Origin of the sequence: Streptomyces sp. NPDC058335, assembly GCF_042723915.1 — a bacterium.
In the GTDB taxonomy this organism is placed as follows: Bacteria; Actinomycetota; Actinomycetes; order Streptomycetales; family Streptomycetaceae; genus Streptomyces.
In genome coordinates this window covers 56784-72187 of record NZ_JBHXHX010000018.1, presented here as the reverse complement: position 1 = coordinate 72187, position 15404 = coordinate 56784, and the positions used below count along the sequence as shown (strand labels likewise).

The window sequence follows — 15404 nt, the reverse complement described above, 5'->3', positions numbered from 1 at the left end:
AGAGCACGGCAGCCGTCCTCCTCCGCGACGGCAGGCACCGCGTGCCCGAGGAACCCGCCCGCGCATCCTGACCGACGGCGTTCATCCTCACCGCGGCCACGGGCCCTCGGGCCGCTCCTCGGGGGCGTGCGCCTCAGCTCGTCCTGTCCGTCGCCGGCGGTCAGTCGCGCACGTGCAGCCCGAAACCCGTGCGCCCCGCGGGCTCCAGTCCCTCCTTCAGGTGCAGCGAGGGGATCTCGTAGTCACCGAAGTTCTGCCGCCGGAACGCGATCGGCTCGGTCGACTCCAGGGTGAGCAGGCGCTGCTCCCAGGCCTTGGCGACGTCCGGGTAGTCCTCGCCGGTCATCCGGTCGCTGCCGTACAGCACGAAGGGCGGCAGCACCTCGATGCCCGGGTAGTAGAGGATGCCGTGGTGGATCGGGAACAGCAGATCGTCGATGGGGCCGTTGATCCCGCGAGCGGCGTAGTGCGGCTCCGGGCCGCCTACGGTCACCGACAGCAGAGCCTTCCTGCCCGCGAGGGTGCCTTCGCCGAAGCGCTCGCCGTACCTGGTGTCGCTGTGCTCGCCGACGCCGTACGCGAAGTGGTAGGTGAACACCCGGTCCACCCAGCCTTTGAGGATCGCCGGCATGGTGTACCACCACAGCGGGAACTGGAAGATGATCGTGTCGGCCCACAGCAGCTTCTCCTGCTCGGCGAGGACGTCCGGGGTGAGCGTCCCGGCGTCGAAGGCCCGGCCCGAGTCCAGGGCGACCTTCAACGGATCTGAGGCGTGGGGGCCGTAGTCCGCGGCGTCGACGACCGCCTTCCAGTTCATCGCGTACAGATCGCTCACCCGTACCTCGTACCCAGCGGTCTCCAAGGTGGACACCGCCAGATCCTTCAGCGAGCTGTTGAGCGACTTCGGCTCCGGGTGTGCGTGGACGATCAGCGTCTTCATCGGAACTCCTTCGGATCGGCTGCCTTCGATCCTGGGCGCCGCGACGCCCGGCATTCAGGGGCGCCGGTTCCGTCGGACGGGACTTCCTGGTAATGACAGGGCCACCTTCACGTGCCGCACCGAGGCGATACTGGGGGCATGGACGATCTTGCGGGCTTCCTGCGGACCCGGCGTTCCCGGGTCGACCCGGCGGCCGTCGGCATCCCCACCGACAGCCGGCGCCGGGTCGAGGGGCTGCGTCGCGAAGAGGTCGCGCACCTGTCCGGAGTCAGCGTCGACTACTACGTACGTCTGGAGCAGGGCCGCGCGACCCAGCCCTCCGAGCAGGTCCTCGACGCGCTCGCCCGCGTCCTCGGTCTCGACGAGATCGAACGCGGGCATCTCTACCGGCTCGCCCGGCAGCGCCGCCGCCGCGCGAAGGCGCCCGGCGGGCGGGTCCGGCCGGAGCTGCTGCGCGTCCTCGACCTGGTCGCCGACGCACCCGCGCTGATCATGGACCACCGCCTGGACGTGCTCGCCGGGAACCGCCTCGCCGGACTCCTCTACGGTCGGCCGATGCCGGGTCTCAACACCGCACGGCACATTTTTCTCGAGGAGGCCGAGCGCGGCCTCTACGCGGACTGGGAGAAATGCACCCTCGACGTGGTCGGGCACCTGCGCCTGGCCGCCGGCAAATACCCCGAGGACCCCCGCCTGGCCTCGCTCATCGGCGAACTGGCCATGGGCAGCGAGCGCTTCCGCCGCCTCTGGGCCCGCGCGGACGTGCGCGCTCGCACACATGGACGCAAGGCGTATCGGCACCCGTTGGTAGGACTGCTGGAACTGCACCAGGAGAATTTCGCACTACCGGATGAATCGGGCATGGAGCTACTGGTACTGTCCGCGGCTCCCGGCAGCCCCGCCGAGGACGGGTTGCGCCTGCTCGCGGGCCTGGGCGCGGGCAGTGACGCGCATCCCACCGTGAACGCTCGGGCCCGCGAGTGACTCGACAAGCCCACCACGGGCGGTGACTTCGCTGCGGGCAGGCCGGTGCGCCGGCGCCCCGGGCAACTTCGACAGCTGTCGCAGCGAGTCGGTCAGCGGTGTGAGCGGCCGCTGTCAGACCAAGGTGATCCTGCTGTGGAAATGCTGCCAGTTGGTCGGGTTTCCCGGGACGATCCGGCAGTCTCGGACCGGCCTGGCACTGACCCGCACCGTCTCCCGGCCGGGCCGGCGTCGGCCCGGCCATGAGGGCGTTGACAGCGCGGGCCGGTTCGTTCAGCTGCGTCGGCAAGGCCTGGGCGCGTGTCCTGTCACCGGCTGCTCCGTGGGCCGGAGGGCTGGAGGAGCTGGTCGACGGGTGCGTAGTCGTCGGTGAGCGGTCGGGCATCGCCGATCCACGAGGTGAGGTCGTCGCCGGTGGCGATCTTCCAGCCGGTTCGCCGGGTGTCCAGCGCTTTCTGAGTCGCGCGCAGGTCGACCGGTCGGTTGGAAGCGAGCACCACCAGATTGCCCCCTACAGAGGTGGCGGTCTGGTCAAGGCCGATATCGGCGGGTTGGCCGACAAGCGCAACGTGCTCGAAGCTCTCGCCGAGGGTGGCTGCTTCGGCACGCGCGAAGGCCAGGTCGCCGTGGTCGATGAGGTTGGCCACGTACAGACCGTCCTCGTCGAGTACCCGCCGTACGTCCGTCAGCGCCTCCACAGTGGTGAGGTGCCACGGCACACTGACGCCCCCGAAGGCATCGCCGACGACGAGGTCACGACTGCCGGTGTCCTGTCGCCGCAGGCCGAGCCTGCCGTCCTCGACGCGCACGTCGATCCCGGCTGCGGATCTCAGACCGAGTTGTTCGCGGTCGATGCGCACGACCCCGCTGTCGATCTCGGACACGAGGCTGCGTGTCCCGGGCCGTGTGGCCGCGAGGTAACGGGGAAAGGTGAGCCCGCCGCCGCCCAGGTGGTAGGCGGTGAGTGGCTCACCTTCGGGAAAGGCCGCATCGACCACCGCAGCGATGGCGCGCACATACGTGAACTCCAGGAAGGTCGGGTCCTCGAGGTCGACGTAGGAGTGCCGCACGCCGTCCAGAACGAGGGTGCGGCCGCCGCCCCGGTCGGGGTCGGCGACGACCCGTGCGCAGTGGTACTTCGTCTCCGCGTCGCAGCCACCGGGCGCGCCCGTGGTGGCGAGACCGCCGGCAAGGACCACGAGTGTGAGCGCAGGGGTACCGCTCCACCCGCGCGTGCGCCACTCGGCCAGCGCCGAGCCGGCCACCAGCAGTGTTCCGAGGCCGACCAGGATCCCGCTGACCGGCAACCGCGACACCAGGACGAAGCCGGTGAGGACGGTGCCGACGATGGCGCCGACGGTGCCCACGCCGGACAGCCGGCCGACAACCGTTCCGGTCTCGGCGAGGCTGGTCAGACGCAACTTGGTCACGATCGGCGTCACCGCAGAGAGCAGCGCGCCCGGCACCAGGATGGTCAGCGACGCGATCAGTATGAGCATCGCCGGCGCCCACTCCGCGGTGGTGCGCAGTACGGCAGGGGTGAGCGCCACGACCGCTCCGGAGACACCGAGTGAGGGGCCGATGAGCCGCCGTGGATTGACCAGGTCGGCGATGCGCCCACCCAGCCAGGAGCCGAGGGCGATCGCCGTGAGGGCGATGCCGATCACCATGGTGCTGGTTTCGAGAGTGAGGCCGAGGTAGGGAGCCAGCAGCCGCAGAGCGACGATCTCGACCACCAGGACTGCGGCTGAAGAACCGAACACAAGGACGACAGCGGCACGCGGTCCCAGGCCGTAGTCGCGAGGCGTGCCCTCGCCGACAGGCGAGGAAGACGATCCGGTCACGGACGACATCCTCGCATGCGCCTCATCGACCGATCGACAGGCGAAACGAGTTGACTCCCTCCCCCTCGCCAACGATGGGGATTCCTACGGCTCGCGCCGTGGGGTTTCCTGCTTCGCCGCCGACTGCCCGCCCGGAGTGCTCCGTTGAGGTCTCACGCCGGCTTCCCAGACCGACATGGTGCGCCTTCAGGGCGCGATTCAGGGGCTTCGGCCGCACCCTCCCCTTGGTCCGGCGGGCCGACTCGGCCGACCGCGGTACAGGTGGACGGCCCCCGTGGACTCGATGCCGACGGCATCTGAGCCAGTACGCACGTCGGCGGCGCCGGCTCCCGCCCCCATCCGCGAGCCGGCGCCGCCTCGGTCGGCGGCTAGGGATTGACGCAGCCGATCGAGCCGACCGGGAAGTTGTTGCCGGTCGATGTCGCGGTGAACCCGAAGGTGACGCTGCCGTCCGGCGGGACGGTCCGGTTGTAGTCGAGGTTTCCGACCGTGACGGTGCCGTCGGGTCCGCTGCTCAGCGCACCGTTCCAGACACTACTGATCCTGGTGCCCGCGCCGGGCGTCCACTTCACGGCCCAGCCGTCACGCGCTGCCGCACTGTGGTTCATGACCTCGACCGAGCCCTGGAAGCCGCCGCTCCAGGAGTTGGTCACGTTGTACACGGCCATGCACCCGGTGTGCGGGTCGGACGGCGTCGGGGTCGGTGTGGGCGTCGGGGTCGGCGTAGGAGTGGGCGTCGGCGTAGGAGTGGGCGTGCTGCCCGAGCCCCGGATGCCGGTCACCTCGCCGTTTCCGCCGTCGAAGACGATGTCCGAGCAGGAGAAGAAGTTCTCCTGGCTGTCCGAGCGCACCCACTGGATGAACATCACCGCGTCACCGGAGCGGCCCGAGGGCAGGTTCAGGTCCCAGTAGTAGTGGCCGCCGTCGGTACCCGGTGACCCGGTCTGCGGCGGGTTGGTGACAGTCTGGATCAAGTCCAGGTCGTCCCAGCCCAGTTCGGTGGTGGGCGAGTAGCCCGGCTTGGACAGGTACACCCGGAAGGACCCCGGGTGCGCGGCCCAGTTGCTGTGTTTGACCTGGATCGTCCTGCCGGAGGTGAGGTGCGTGCGGGGCCAGTCGGAGCGGGCGGCGTTATAGCCGGTGAAGTTGTACGGCGACCGGTCACCGGCGCTGCACAGCTTCCCGTCCGGGACGTAACCGGGTCCGCGGCCACCGGCGTTGGAGTCGAGCACGGCGAACCAGTTGTACAGCGCGGTCGCGCCGCTCTCGTTGAGTGCAGCGCGGCAGGCCGGGTTGGTCGGGTCCAGGGAGCCGGTACTGGTCTTGGCGTCGAGATAGCAGAGGTAGGTCCGCGATCCGGGCGTCATCGTGACGCCGTGCGCCTGCGCGTCGCCCTGGCCCAGCAGGGCCAGACCGAGTCCGCCTAGCAGCGTCGCCAGCACCGCCGCCGCCAGGGATACGAGTCGATTGGTGCGTCGAGCCATGGTGTCTCCTGTGCCTTGTGTGGGGATCGTCTTCTGGTCGCTCTTCTCTCCTTTGCGGTGCACCGTCCGGTGATGGAGCCCCCGCCCGTCCGGGGAGAAGGCCGCCGGACGGGCGGGAGGATCTTGGGTGGACGTGCGCGGATCAGGCGGGCGGTGTGCCCCAGGCGAGGGCGGTGCCGACGTAGGCGGGAACGGCCGGGGTGTCGGCGTAGGCCGCGGCGTTGGTACGGCTGTAGTCGCCGGCCTCGTCGAAGGCCGACCAGTCCGACGTGGCCATCCGGAGCTGGATGTCGCCGGTGTCCAGGCCGGCGGCCAGCGAGCCGCCGGTGAAGCCGACTTGGAGGTAGGCGTCGGCGCCCGGCACGGCCGTGCTCAGCGGGACGACCCTGAGCCGGACGGCGGCGCAGCCGACGGAGGCGTGGTCGCACCAGGCCCGCACGTCGGGCGAGCCGCCGTCACGGGTGAAGTAGTAGCGGGCGGTCACCTTGGTCAGATCGACCGTCGTACTGCCGGAATTGACGATCCGCAGGCTTGGGCGGATCGCCGGTTGTCGGCATGGCCTCCGCCGCCGCCGCGGGCTGCCCCGAGAGCTGGCCGACGGCGCCCAGCAGCAGGGTGGCCAGCGCGGTGGCCAGGACCGCCGGGCGTCGTCGGCGGGTCAGGCGCGGGCGTGTGGCGCCGGATCTGGTCGGACGGTGCATCGTGCCCTCCTCGGGAGTACGTGGGGGTCGTACGTCAGGAGCCGGCGCACTGCGTCGCGGGCGTGCCCGTGGGGCCGTTGGCGGTGAAGCCGAACGAGGTCGTGGCGCCGGGTGACAGGGCGCCGTTGTGGGCGGTGTTGCGGACGGTGGCCCGGCCTGCGGACACGGTCAACGAGCCGTTCCAGAGACTGCTGACCGTGGAGCCGCCCAGGTCCCAGGCGACGTTCCAGCCGGTGAGCGGGCCGGTGCCGGTGTTCTTGACGGTGACCTCCGCCTGGTAGCCGCCGGACCAGGAGGCGACGGTCCTGAACTGGGCGGTGCAGGCGCTGGGCGTGGGCTCCGGGTCGGGGTCGGGGGTGGCGCCGTAGGTGAGTCCGTGGCCGTACGGGAAGAGGGGGGTCTTGCCGTCGCCGTCGTTGATCGGCTGCTGGGAGGCGCTTCGCATCCAGGTCATGGGCAGCTTGCCGGTCGGGGCGTGGTCGCCGAACAGCACGTCGGAGACCCCGTTGCCCTCGGTTCCGGGCAGCCAGGCGGCCAGCAGGGCCTTCCAGTCGGGGAGTTGGGCGGCGATGTCGAGCGGCCGTCCGGAGACCAGGACCACGACGACGGGCACGCCGCTCGCCTTGAGCTTGGCGAGGGTGCTCAGGTCCTCCTGATCGAGGCCCATGCCGTTCGGCCGGTCACCGCGGCCCTCGGCATAGGGCGTCTCGCCGATGACGGCCACGGCGGCCGTGTAGCTGCCGCCGATGCCGTTGCCGTAGCGGTCGTAGGTGACCTGTGAGGGATCGGTGACGGCGGCGCGGATGCCCTGGAGGATGGTGGTGCCCTCGGTGATCGGACCGCTGCGGCCCTGCCAGCCCATGGTCCAGCCACCACTCTGGTTGCCGATGTCGTCGGCGGACTTGCCGGCGACGAACACCTTGGCGCCCTTCGCGAGCGGCAGGATCCCACCGTCGTTCTTCAGCAGCACCTGTGACTCGCGCACGGCCTCCCGGGCGATCGCCCGGTGCGCGGCGGATCCGACACCCGACGTGTACGAGCGGTCGGTCAACGGACGCTCGAACAAGCCCAGTTGGAACTTCTTCGTGAGAATGCGCCGGTTGGCGTCGTCCACGCGGGCCTGGGAGATCCGGCCGGCACTCACCTCGCCGCGCAACAGGGTCAGGAACTTCCTGTAGTCGTACGGGACCATCACCATGTCGACGCCGGCGTTGACAGCCGTGGTGATCTCGGCGCCGGTGAAGCCGGGCTGCCCGTCGAGCTGGTCGACCGCGGCCCAGTCGGAGACGACGAACCCGGTGAAGCCCAGTTCGCCCTTCAGCACGTCGGTGACCAGGTACTTGTGGGCGTGCGACCGTACGCCGTTCCAGCTGCTGTACGACAGCATCACCGAGCCCACGCCGCGCCGCACCGCCTCCTGGAAGGGCGGCAGGTGGAGGGCGCGCAACTCCGCTTCGGTGAGCTGGGTGTTGCCCTGGTCGACGCCGCCGGAGGTGCCCCCGTCGCCGATGTAGTGCTTGGCGGTGGCGAGCACCGAGGCCGGGTCGGCGCCGAGGGTGGTGCCCTGCAGACCGGTGACGAACGTGGCCATGGAGGTGGGAAGTTCGGGCTTCTCGCCGAACGACTCGTAGGTGCGGCCCCATCGGTCGTCGCGGGCCACGCACAGACAGGGGGCGAAGTCCCAGTCGATGCCGGTGCCGGCCATCTCCTCGGCGACCGCCCGGCCGATGCGCTGGACCAGCGCGGGGTCTCGGGTGGCGCCGAGGCCGATGTTGTGCGGGTAGATCGTGGCGCCGCGCACCGCGTTGTGACCGTGCACCGCGTCGATGCCGTAGATGACGGGGATGCCGAGCGGGGTGCCCAGGGCGGTGCGCTGCAGGGAGTCGTAGGTGTCCGCCCAGGTCTGGGCGTTGTTGGGGCTGACCGTGGAGTCGCCGCCGGAGAGCACCGAGCCGATGCGGTGGGTGGCGAGGTCGGACTGCGGGACGAGGGAGTCCTTCTCGATCTGCGTCATCTGCCCGAGCTTGTCGTCGAGCGTCATCCGGGACAGCAGGTCGCCGACCCGGTCCGCGACGGGCAGCGAAGGGTCCTGGTACGGCAACGCCGTGGCGCGCAGGGCGGGTTCGGACGGCGGAGCGGCACCGGTCAGCCCGGTGACGGCGAGGGCGGCGACGCACAGGGCGGCGACGATCGCGGGGCGGCGGGGAGCAGGGGCGAGGCTCTGGCTCATGGCGTGGGCCTTTCCGGGTGCGGCCGGAGGAGCGGAGGAGCGCTGTCGGTCATCCCGGGTCCCGCCCCTTCAACATGGGGAGATGAGGGGGCGGGACCCGGACCGGGCGGGCGCGGGTGGGGCTCGGATCAGGAGAACGGTCGGACGCGGCCGCGGGTCAGATCACGAGAGCGCGCGGACGCGGGTGGGCTCGGTTCACGAGCAGGCGGTGCCGTTGAGGCTGAACCCGGCCGGCTGGGCGAACGAGCCGCTGTAGGTGCCCTGGAAGCCGAAGGTCTGTCCGGCGCCGGGCGCGATCCGCGCGTTGTGCGCGAGGGCGGTCGCCGCCACCGCCCCCGTGGACGGGGTGACACCGGCGTTCCAGGCGTTGGTGATCCGCTGCCCGGAGGGCAGGGTGAAGGCCAGCTTCCAGGGGTCGACCGGAGCAGAACCCGTATTGGTGATGGTGACGTCCGCGGTGAAGCCACCGGCCCAGACGTTCGTCGCATACGACACCTTGCAGGCCGTCGCCGGGTCACCCGGGTCCCCGGGGTCGCCCGGGTCGCCGGGAGTACCGAGGTTCACGGCCGAGGAGAAGGAGTTCACCGTGAGCCCGGCACCGTTCTGCCAGGGCTCGAATCCCGCCTGGACACTCGTCAGGTACCAGCTGTTCTGTGCCATGCCGCGGCGGACGGTCTCCCGCACGAAGTCCATGACGTCGAAGCTCCAGCTGGAGATCGCCGACGGGGCCACGAAGGAGATCACGTCGTTGGACCCGTTGCTGCCCGTCCACACCTGCCAGGTGCGCCCGCCCACGGTGGCGGTGCCCACCTGTGAGCCGATCGGCTGGATCGGGCCGACCTTGTTGAACCAGATCATGATCTCGGTCTGGCTCACCCCGTCGGTCTTGGGTGTGGGATCGAGCCAGATGTCGTACGACGCGTTGTACACGGCATCGCCGACATAGCCGTACGAGATGCTGCTGGGGGCGCCGGCGATGCCGCTGAGCTGCGCCGGGAGGTTGGTCCCGGGCGAACAGTTCGTGTAGTGGCAGCCGTTGAAGACCGAGGGGTACGACTTCGGGGCGCCGTTGGTGGGCACGGAGCCGTCGGCCTGGGTCAGCCGGAAGCCGGTGTCGGTGGCGGTGACGCACTGGGGGGCACTGGTGCCCCAGCGGTTGTTCTGGACCACGTAGCGGCCCTGGATCGTGGTCGAGCCGAATTGGTCGCAGATCAGGGTGTCCGCCTGGACCGCCGGGGCGGTGGCCACGAGGGCCGCGACGGTGGCGAGAGCGGTGAGCAGCGCGCCGAGCAGGCCGCGCGCGGTTCTGGGGCGGTGCGGTAACGGTCGCATGCGGGGGCCTCTCTGGGAGGGACAACCGGCTGGAGCGGACAGGAGATCGGGAGCGCTTCCGGCCCGCCACGGATGGGAGCGCTCCCATCACTGGTTCCGGTGGGACATTAGGAGCCGCTCGCGCCCCTGACAACCCATGGGAACCGAATGTGTCGAACGGATTTCGAAGTCACAGGTCAGCGGCGGGAAAGAAATGTAACGGCCAACGCGCGTCATATGCCGCGCAGTTGGGAGCGCTCCCGAAACTTTCGCTTGAGAAGCCCGAGGAGCAGTTGCGGCCGGACAGCGGGGAGCTTGCCGACGCGCCCCCGGCAGTCGGGTTGGTGACCCAAGGTAGTTGGATCGGTGCCCCTGTAGTCGGATCGGTGCCCCTGGCAGCCGGGTCGGTGATCGGGTCGTCCCGGAAGCCGTGGGCGGAGCGACAAGACGTCCGACGGAGCCTCATGCGGAGTCGCCGTCGGCCATGAGCCGCTTCAGCCCGTTCTTGACGAACTCATGCCGACTCCCGCGCCACCAACCGGCCGTGGGCCGCTTCGACACTCCCCTGACGACTCACGCCGACTCCCGCGCCACCAGTTGCGTTCGCAGGATCACATGGCGCCACGCCACCTCCGGCCGTTCGATCTCCTCCAGCAGCAGCCGCACCATCGTCCGCCCGATCTCGTCCAGCGGCTGACGGACGGTCGTCAGCGGCGGATTCGTCTGTTCGGCCAGCTGGAAGTCGTCGAAGCCGATCACCGCCACGTCCTCCGGCACCCGGCGCCCTGCCGCACGCAGAGCGTCCAGGGCCCCGGCGGCCATGGCGTCCGACGCGGCGAAGACGGCGTCGACCTCCGGGTGCCGCACGATGAGCCCGGCCATCGCCCGGCGCCCGCTGGCCTCGGTGAAGTCGCCCTGCACCACCAGGTCAGACCCGTCGTCGAGCCCGGCCTCGACCAGCGCCTCCTGGTAGCCGCGCAGCCTGCACCGGGCGACGTACATGTCGGGCGGCCCGGTGATGGCCGCGATGGTCTGCCGGCCTCCGGCCACCAGATGACGGACCGCCGCGAGGGCCCCGCCGACGTTGTCCGCGTCCACATACGTCATCCGCTCGTCGCCCGAGCGTCGGCCCAGCAGTACCGTGGGCAGTCCGGCGTCGGCGAGCATGTCCGGCAGCCGGTCCTCGGCCGGCACGGACATCAGCAGCACCCCGTCGACCCTGCCGCCGCGCGCGTACTCCACGAACCGCTTCCGCTCGGCGTCCGTGCGGACCAGGGTGAGCAGCAGTTGCACCGCCGTGCCGGACAGGGCGTCCCCGACCGCCCGTACGACCTCGGAGAAGAACGGCTCCCCGAACAACCGCCAGTCCGTGTTCGTCATCACCAGCGCGACGGCGTCCGCACGCCGCCCGGCCAGTGAACGCGCCGCCAGATTGGGCACGTAGCCCAACTCGTCGATGGCGCGCCGCACGGCGAGGCGCGTGGACTCCTTGACGCCCGCCGCGTTGTTGATGACCCGGGACACCGTGCCCCGGCCCACTCCGGCCAGGGCGGCCACCTCTTCCAGCGTCGGCGTGCCCGAACTCCGTCTGACCACAGTCCCACCCCCAAGGGCACCCGATCCTACGGCCCGCCGCAAGCCTGCACCGAATGCCCCGACGGCACGTCAGGAGGCCGTCCCGCCCCCATGGTTCCTCGTGCGCCACTTCCCCGACACCGTCACCGACGGTCTTCGACGCGCTCCCCTCCGCCGACCCCGCGAACGTCGCCTCGCACAGCCCGCTCCGGCGGGCCTGCCGGGGACCACGTACGCCGACGGCTGCGACGCCGGCTCGACACCTGTCCGGCTGCCGCGAGACGCCTTCTGGCACGATCGGGATATGCAGGAGCCCTACCGTTACCCGCCCGTGGAGGCCGACCGTATCGACCCGTTGGACGGTGAGGGCGACGGGGGGACGGCGCCGTACCTGATCTTCGGCTGGCGCCGGACCACGTACGCGTTCGCCGATCCCGACAAGGAGTACGGCGCACATCTGGTCCGGTGGATTCCCATGGGCTACATGGTTCTTCGCCACGCCCAGAAGGTGGCCGTGTACAGGGACGGCGAGAGGGTGCGCGAGTGGCCGGTGCCGCGGGACGAGCAGCTCGTGGATCCGCCGCGGCCCACGTCGGGCGATCCGTACCACGACGCTCCGCCGAGCAGTTCGGCCGCCTCCGAGGCAGCGTGGCAGCGCAGCGCGTGCGGGTACCTGGTCATGACACGGTCCATGCCGGACAGGAAGCCTCAGGATCCCTACGATCGGGCCGAGGCCTTGGCCATGACGGCCGAGGCCTCCCGGACGGAGGGCCTGGCGGCGCTCTGGTACGTCTACCGGGCCGAGAACTGGCACTGACCGACGGTCACGAGTCCGGGCCGGCCGCGCGGGGCGGGATCTCGACGCCCGCCGCGGCGAAGGGCGACAGGAGTACGTCGTAGTCCTCCGGCGCGAGGCTCTCACGCCGGTGAACGGCCCGTGCGGCCATGACGTACGCGGAGTTGGCACGCGAGAGCAGGCCGGAGCGGAACGCGTTCAGTTCGTCGGCGCGCGGCAGCAGGGTCGACCTGACCATGGCCTGCAGCTCGGACTCGTGCGAAGCGGAGAGCTTGAGCGCGCGGCTCGCCTCGCGGCCGCCCCGGCCGCGGAGGCGCACCATGTCGTCGTAGACGGCGGCGAGCGTGTCGGGGGCCAGTTGCGCCGCAGTCCCGATGAACCGGATGGTCACCGCATCCACCATGTGCTCCTCCTCGCGCCCGAACCAGCCGAGGGGGCAGCCTATCCCCGCGGGCGCGAGGCACTGCCGGCAGTCCTCCCTTCGGCGAACGGAGGTGGCCGCGAGCCCGGGTAGCTGCCGTCGATCGTCGCGGCCTACCTGGCTCAACCGACACCGGCGCACCGGTTGTACTGCACATCCTGCGATCGCGGTGACCGCTGGGAGCGGGACGCCCACTTCGCCTCGGGCGCGCTGCGGGCAGGTGCGGCCGAGGCGAAATGGGATCGGGGCGGGACCCGGCTGATCTCCTCCGAAGCAAGCGTCCCGGTCGTCTCCGGGTCCGCGACGGCACGTTGGGAAACGCGGCCGGACACTTCCGGTCTTCCGGTCTTCCGGTCTTCCGGTCTTCCGGTCTTCCGGTCTTCCGGTCTTCCGGTCTTCCGGTCTTCCGGTCTTCCGGTCTTCCGGTCTTCCGAGGAGACGGTCGGCGGGTACGTCAGGTCCAGTCCGGTCAGCGCGGTCATGCGACGGCCTCGGCTCCCTGGACGGTGCCCGCCGATCCGCCGGAGCTGACCGCGATGGCGCGGAAGGAGGTGACCGACTCCCGCGGAGCGCCGCGTCTCCGCACTCCGCGCGGACACCTGAGCCTCACCTCACCGGCAATGCCCTCCATCAGCGCACTGGATGTCCGCGTCGCCGGCTTCACCGCATACCGGTGTCCCCGGCGGCGCTCCAGAAGCCGGTCAGGCCTGCCAGTGGTAGCGGCGCTCGGGGCGGCCCGCCTGCCCGTAGCGCAGCGACACCTCCGCCTGGCCGGTGACGCTGAGGTATTCGAGGTAGCGGCGTGCACTGACGCGTGAGATGCCGACCTTCGTCGCGCACTCGGCCGCGGACAGGCTTGCGTCAGCCTCTCGCAGTGCGCGTCGGACCAGCTCCGCGGTCTCCACGCTCATGCCCTTCGGCAGAGTGGACGTCACCGTCGATGCCGCCGCCCGCCCCAGTGCGCGGTCCACATCGGCCTGCCCGCTGACCATGGCGGCGGGCAGATTGCCGCGCCGGGCGCTGTAGTGTTCCAGCCGGTCCCTGAGGTCGTCGGCGTCGAAGGGCTTCAGAAGGTAGTCGACCACGCCCTGTCGGACGGCACCCCGGACCGCCTCCGCCTCGCGGGCGGCACTGATCACCAGCACATCGCAGTCCTGGGCCACCGTCCGCAGCCTGGGGATGACATCCAGACCGAACATGTCGGGCAGATAGAGGTCGAGTAGCACGAGGTCGGGTTGCAGCTCGGCGGCGGCGGCGAGCGCCTTCTCCCCGCAGTCGGCCGATCCGACCACGCGGAAGCCCTCGACACCGTCGACGAATCCGCGGTGGATCCGCGCCACCATGAAGTCGTCCTCGACAACCAGTACGTCGATCACCGGACTTCCTCCCTCTCCCGATCGGTGAGCTGACCTACGGACATCCGGGCGGTGAACGTGGCGCCGGGCTGTGTGTTCGCCACCGACACCTCGCCGCCCCTGCGGGTGCAGACCAGCCGGGTGAGCGCCAGGCCGATCCCCCGATCGCCGCCCTGCGCGGCCTTTGTGGTGAAGCCGCGGGAAAACACCTCCTGCGCCAGCTCAGGAGCCACGCCCGGACCCGAGTCACGCACCACGATCTCCACGCTCGAGGCGTCCTGGCGCAGCTCGACCTCCACCCAGGCGTCGTTCCCGTGGTCCGGGGCCGCGGCGGCGTCGAGGGCGTTGTCGACGAGATTGCCGAGCACCGTCGCCACATCCGCTGAGTCCGTCGGCTCCAGCCGGTCCAGGGCCGTGAGCTCCGAGATGCGCAATTGGACCCTGCGCTCGGCCGCGAGCGCGGACTTGGCCATGAGCAGCGCGGCGACGGCCCGGTCGCGGACCCGGCTGGTGAGAGTCAGGTCGAGCGACTCACGGTGCTTGCGCAGGGCGCGGACATAACGCACGACCTCGTCGTGCTCGCCGATCTGGATGAGCCCGGAAATGGTGTGCAGTTGATTGGAGAACTCGTGGGCCTGGGCACGCAGCAGTTCGGTGCTGCTGCGGAACGAGCCCAGTTCGCGTTCGAGCTGGGCCAGCTCGGTACGGTCCCGCAGCGTCGTCACCGAACCCAGCCGACGGCCGTCCTTGGTGACGTCCATCCGGTTCATCACCAGCACCCGCCCACGCCTCACCACCACCTCGTCACGCCGCTCGGCACCGTGCTCACCGCCGGTCCCGGCCAGGACGTCGTACAGCCTGCCCTCGATCCCGAGGTCGGCCAGGCTCATCCCGACGCAGTCCTCGGGAAGGTCGAGCAGTCTGAGACCGACCTCGTTGACCAGCGTGAGCCTCAGCTGCGGGTCGAGCGCGATCACGCCCTCGGCGATCCCGAACAGCATCGCCTCCCGGTGCTCGGCGAGGCCCGCGATCTCGCGTGGTTCGAGGCCGAGGGTCTGGCGCTTGATGCGCCGGGCCAGCAGCCATGATCCGGCGACCCCGAGCACGCTCGCGATGCCGAGGTAGGCGAGCAGATACGACGAGGCGCCGCTGAGCCGCTGCCACACCGTCGGTGAGGCCCGCCCGATCATGACCGTACCGAGGTGCTCGCCGATGTGGTTCTCGTCGTCGCGGAGCACCGGAACCTGGGCCACCAGCTCACGGACCCCGTCCACCGGCAGCTCCCCCGACCAGCCGCGTGCCTGCGCGACGCCGGGCCCGTCCACCGGCAGCCGCGTCCCGACCAGGGTGGGATTGGTGGCGGCGACGATCTCGCCGTGCTCGTCGGCGACCGTGACGGAGGTGACGTTCGACTGGGTCAGCCTGGTCTGGAGCAGCGGCGCGAGGGTCTCGGCGGGCGCGGGACGAAGGAGCTGGGTGCGCAGCAGTGGGTTTCCGGCCATCTCCTCGGCGAGGGCGGTCACCCGGCGTCCCTCGACCCGGTCGAACGTCGCCTTCGACTGGGCCAGCGACACCGCGGCGACCGCGACGAGCACCAGCACGACGATGGCGAGCTGCAATACCAGCAGCTCACCGGCGAGTGTGTGGCGGCGTGACGTAACGACCACTATGAACTCAACCTTCAATGCTCACACAAGGCAGACGGGCCGTCCGCGGAACCGCACAATCATGGCGCCGGACTCGCCCTAGCGAAAGAGATGAGC

General features: G+C 70.6%; 12 protein-coding genes. 2 read left to right on the top strand and 10 right to left on the bottom strand.

Annotated features, from left to right (window positions below; all coding sequences use genetic code 11):
* Positions 1–160: 160 nt before the first annotated feature.
* Positions 161–940: an NAD(P)H-dependent oxidoreductase gene (locus ACFWJX_RS30590; protein WP_383249487.1), complete on the bottom strand. Its 780-nt coding sequence runs from the start codon at positions 938–940 to the stop codon at positions 161–163.
* A gap of 138 nt (positions 941–1078) precedes the next feature.
* Here ACFWJX_RS30590 and ACFWJX_RS30585 point away from each other — a divergent pair, with 138 nt between their 5' ends.
* Positions 1079–1924 (top strand): helix-turn-helix transcriptional regulator, encoded by an 846-nt coding sequence (locus tag ACFWJX_RS30585; protein WP_383249485.1) that lies wholly within the window; start codon positions 1079–1081, stop codon positions 1922–1924.
* Between the two features lie 308 nt (positions 1925–2232).
* On the opposite strand, the gene ACFWJX_RS30580 is transcribed toward ACFWJX_RS30585, so the two are convergent.
* From ACFWJX_RS30580 to ACFWJX_RS30555, 6 genes are all read right to left on the bottom strand, one after another.
* Entirely contained in the window at positions 2233–3777 is a 1545-nt protein-coding gene (locus ACFWJX_RS30580) for a fused MFS/spermidine synthase (protein ID WP_383249483.1), read from the bottom strand.
* Positions 3778–4136: 359 nt separating this feature from the next.
* Positions 4137–5252, bottom strand: a complete 1116-nt coding sequence (locus ACFWJX_RS30575) for a lytic polysaccharide monooxygenase (protein ID WP_383249481.1) — start codon at positions 5250–5252, stop codon at positions 4137–4139.
* A gap of 142 nt (positions 5253–5394) precedes the next feature.
* Positions 5395–5736, bottom strand: coding sequence for a cellulose binding domain-containing protein (locus tag ACFWJX_RS30570; RefSeq protein ID WP_383249479.1), 342 nt, complete (start codon positions 5734–5736; stop codon positions 5395–5397).
* 251 nt (positions 5737–5987) lie between these two features.
* Entirely contained in the window at positions 5988–8183 is a 2196-nt protein-coding gene (locus ACFWJX_RS30565; protein WP_383249477.1) for a glycoside hydrolase family 3 N-terminal domain-containing protein, read from the bottom strand.
* Positions 8184–8378: 195 nt separating this feature from the next.
* Complete coding sequence (locus tag ACFWJX_RS30560; protein ID WP_383249475.1) at positions 8379–9515, bottom strand: cellulose binding domain-containing protein; 1137 nt, start codon at positions 9513–9515, stop codon at positions 8379–8381.
* 552 nt (positions 9516–10067) lie between these two features.
* Positions 10068–11090 (bottom strand): LacI family DNA-binding transcriptional regulator, encoded by a 1023-nt coding sequence (locus ACFWJX_RS30555; protein ID WP_383249473.1) that lies wholly within the window; start codon positions 11088–11090, stop codon positions 10068–10070.
* 283 nt (positions 11091–11373) lie between these two features.
* Here ACFWJX_RS30555 and ACFWJX_RS30550 point away from each other — a divergent pair, with 283 nt between their 5' ends.
* Entirely contained in the window at positions 11374–11886 is a 513-nt protein-coding gene (locus tag ACFWJX_RS30550; RefSeq protein ID WP_383249471.1) for a hypothetical protein, read from the top strand.
* A gap of 7 nt (positions 11887–11893) precedes the next feature.
* On the opposite strand, the gene ACFWJX_RS30545 is transcribed toward ACFWJX_RS30550, so the two are convergent.
* The 3 genes from ACFWJX_RS30545 to ACFWJX_RS30535 all read right to left on the bottom strand — a co-directional run bounded on the left by ACFWJX_RS30545 (position 11894) and on the right by ACFWJX_RS30535 (position 15308).
* Positions 11894–12268: a hypothetical protein gene (locus tag ACFWJX_RS30545; RefSeq protein WP_383249469.1), complete on the bottom strand. Its 375-nt coding sequence runs from the start codon at positions 12266–12268 to the stop codon at positions 11894–11896.
* 719 nt (positions 12269–12987) lie between these two features.
* Entirely contained in the window at positions 12988–13662 is a 675-nt protein-coding gene (locus ACFWJX_RS30540) for a response regulator (RefSeq protein WP_383249467.1), read from the bottom strand.
* Positions 13659–15308: an ATP-binding protein gene (locus ACFWJX_RS30535; RefSeq protein WP_383249465.1), complete on the bottom strand. Its 1650-nt coding sequence runs from the start codon at positions 15306–15308 to the stop codon at positions 13659–13661. The genes ACFWJX_RS30540 and ACFWJX_RS30535 overlap by 4 nt, the downstream gene beginning before the upstream one ends.
* Positions 15309–15404: the final 96 nt, after the last annotated feature.

What these genes read in the sequence shown, in the direction of transcription:
- ACFWJX_RS30590 (WP_383249487.1), bottom strand. Translation starts at nt 940, where the DNA reads ATGAAGACGCTGATCGTCCACGCACACCCGGAGCCGAAGTCGCTCAAC.
- ACFWJX_RS30585 (WP_383249485.1), top strand. Translation starts at nt 1,079, where the DNA reads ATGGACGATCTTGCGGGCTTCCTGCGGACCCGGCGTTCCCGGGTCGAC.
- ACFWJX_RS30580 (WP_383249483.1), bottom strand. Translation starts at nt 3,777, where the DNA reads ATGTCGTCCGTGACCGGATCGTCTTCCTCGCCTGTCGGCGAGGGCACG.
- ACFWJX_RS30575 (WP_383249481.1), bottom strand. Translation starts at nt 5,252, where the DNA reads ATGGCTCGACGCACCAATCGACTCGTATCCCTGGCGGCGGCGGTGCTG.
- ACFWJX_RS30565 (WP_383249477.1), bottom strand. Translation starts at nt 8,183, where the DNA reads ATGAGCCAGAGCCTCGCCCCTGCTCCCCGCCGCCCCGCGATCGTCGCC.
- ACFWJX_RS30560 (WP_383249475.1), bottom strand. Translation starts at nt 9,515, where the DNA reads ATGCGACCGTTACCGCACCGCCCCAGAACCGCGCGCGGCCTGCTCGGC.
- ACFWJX_RS30550 (WP_383249471.1), top strand. Translation starts at nt 11,374, where the DNA reads ATGCAGGAGCCCTACCGTTACCCGCCCGTGGAGGCCGACCGTATCGAC.
- ACFWJX_RS30545 (WP_383249469.1), bottom strand. Translation starts at nt 12,268, where the DNA reads ATGGTGGATGCGGTGACCATCCGGTTCATCGGGACTGCGGCGCAACTG.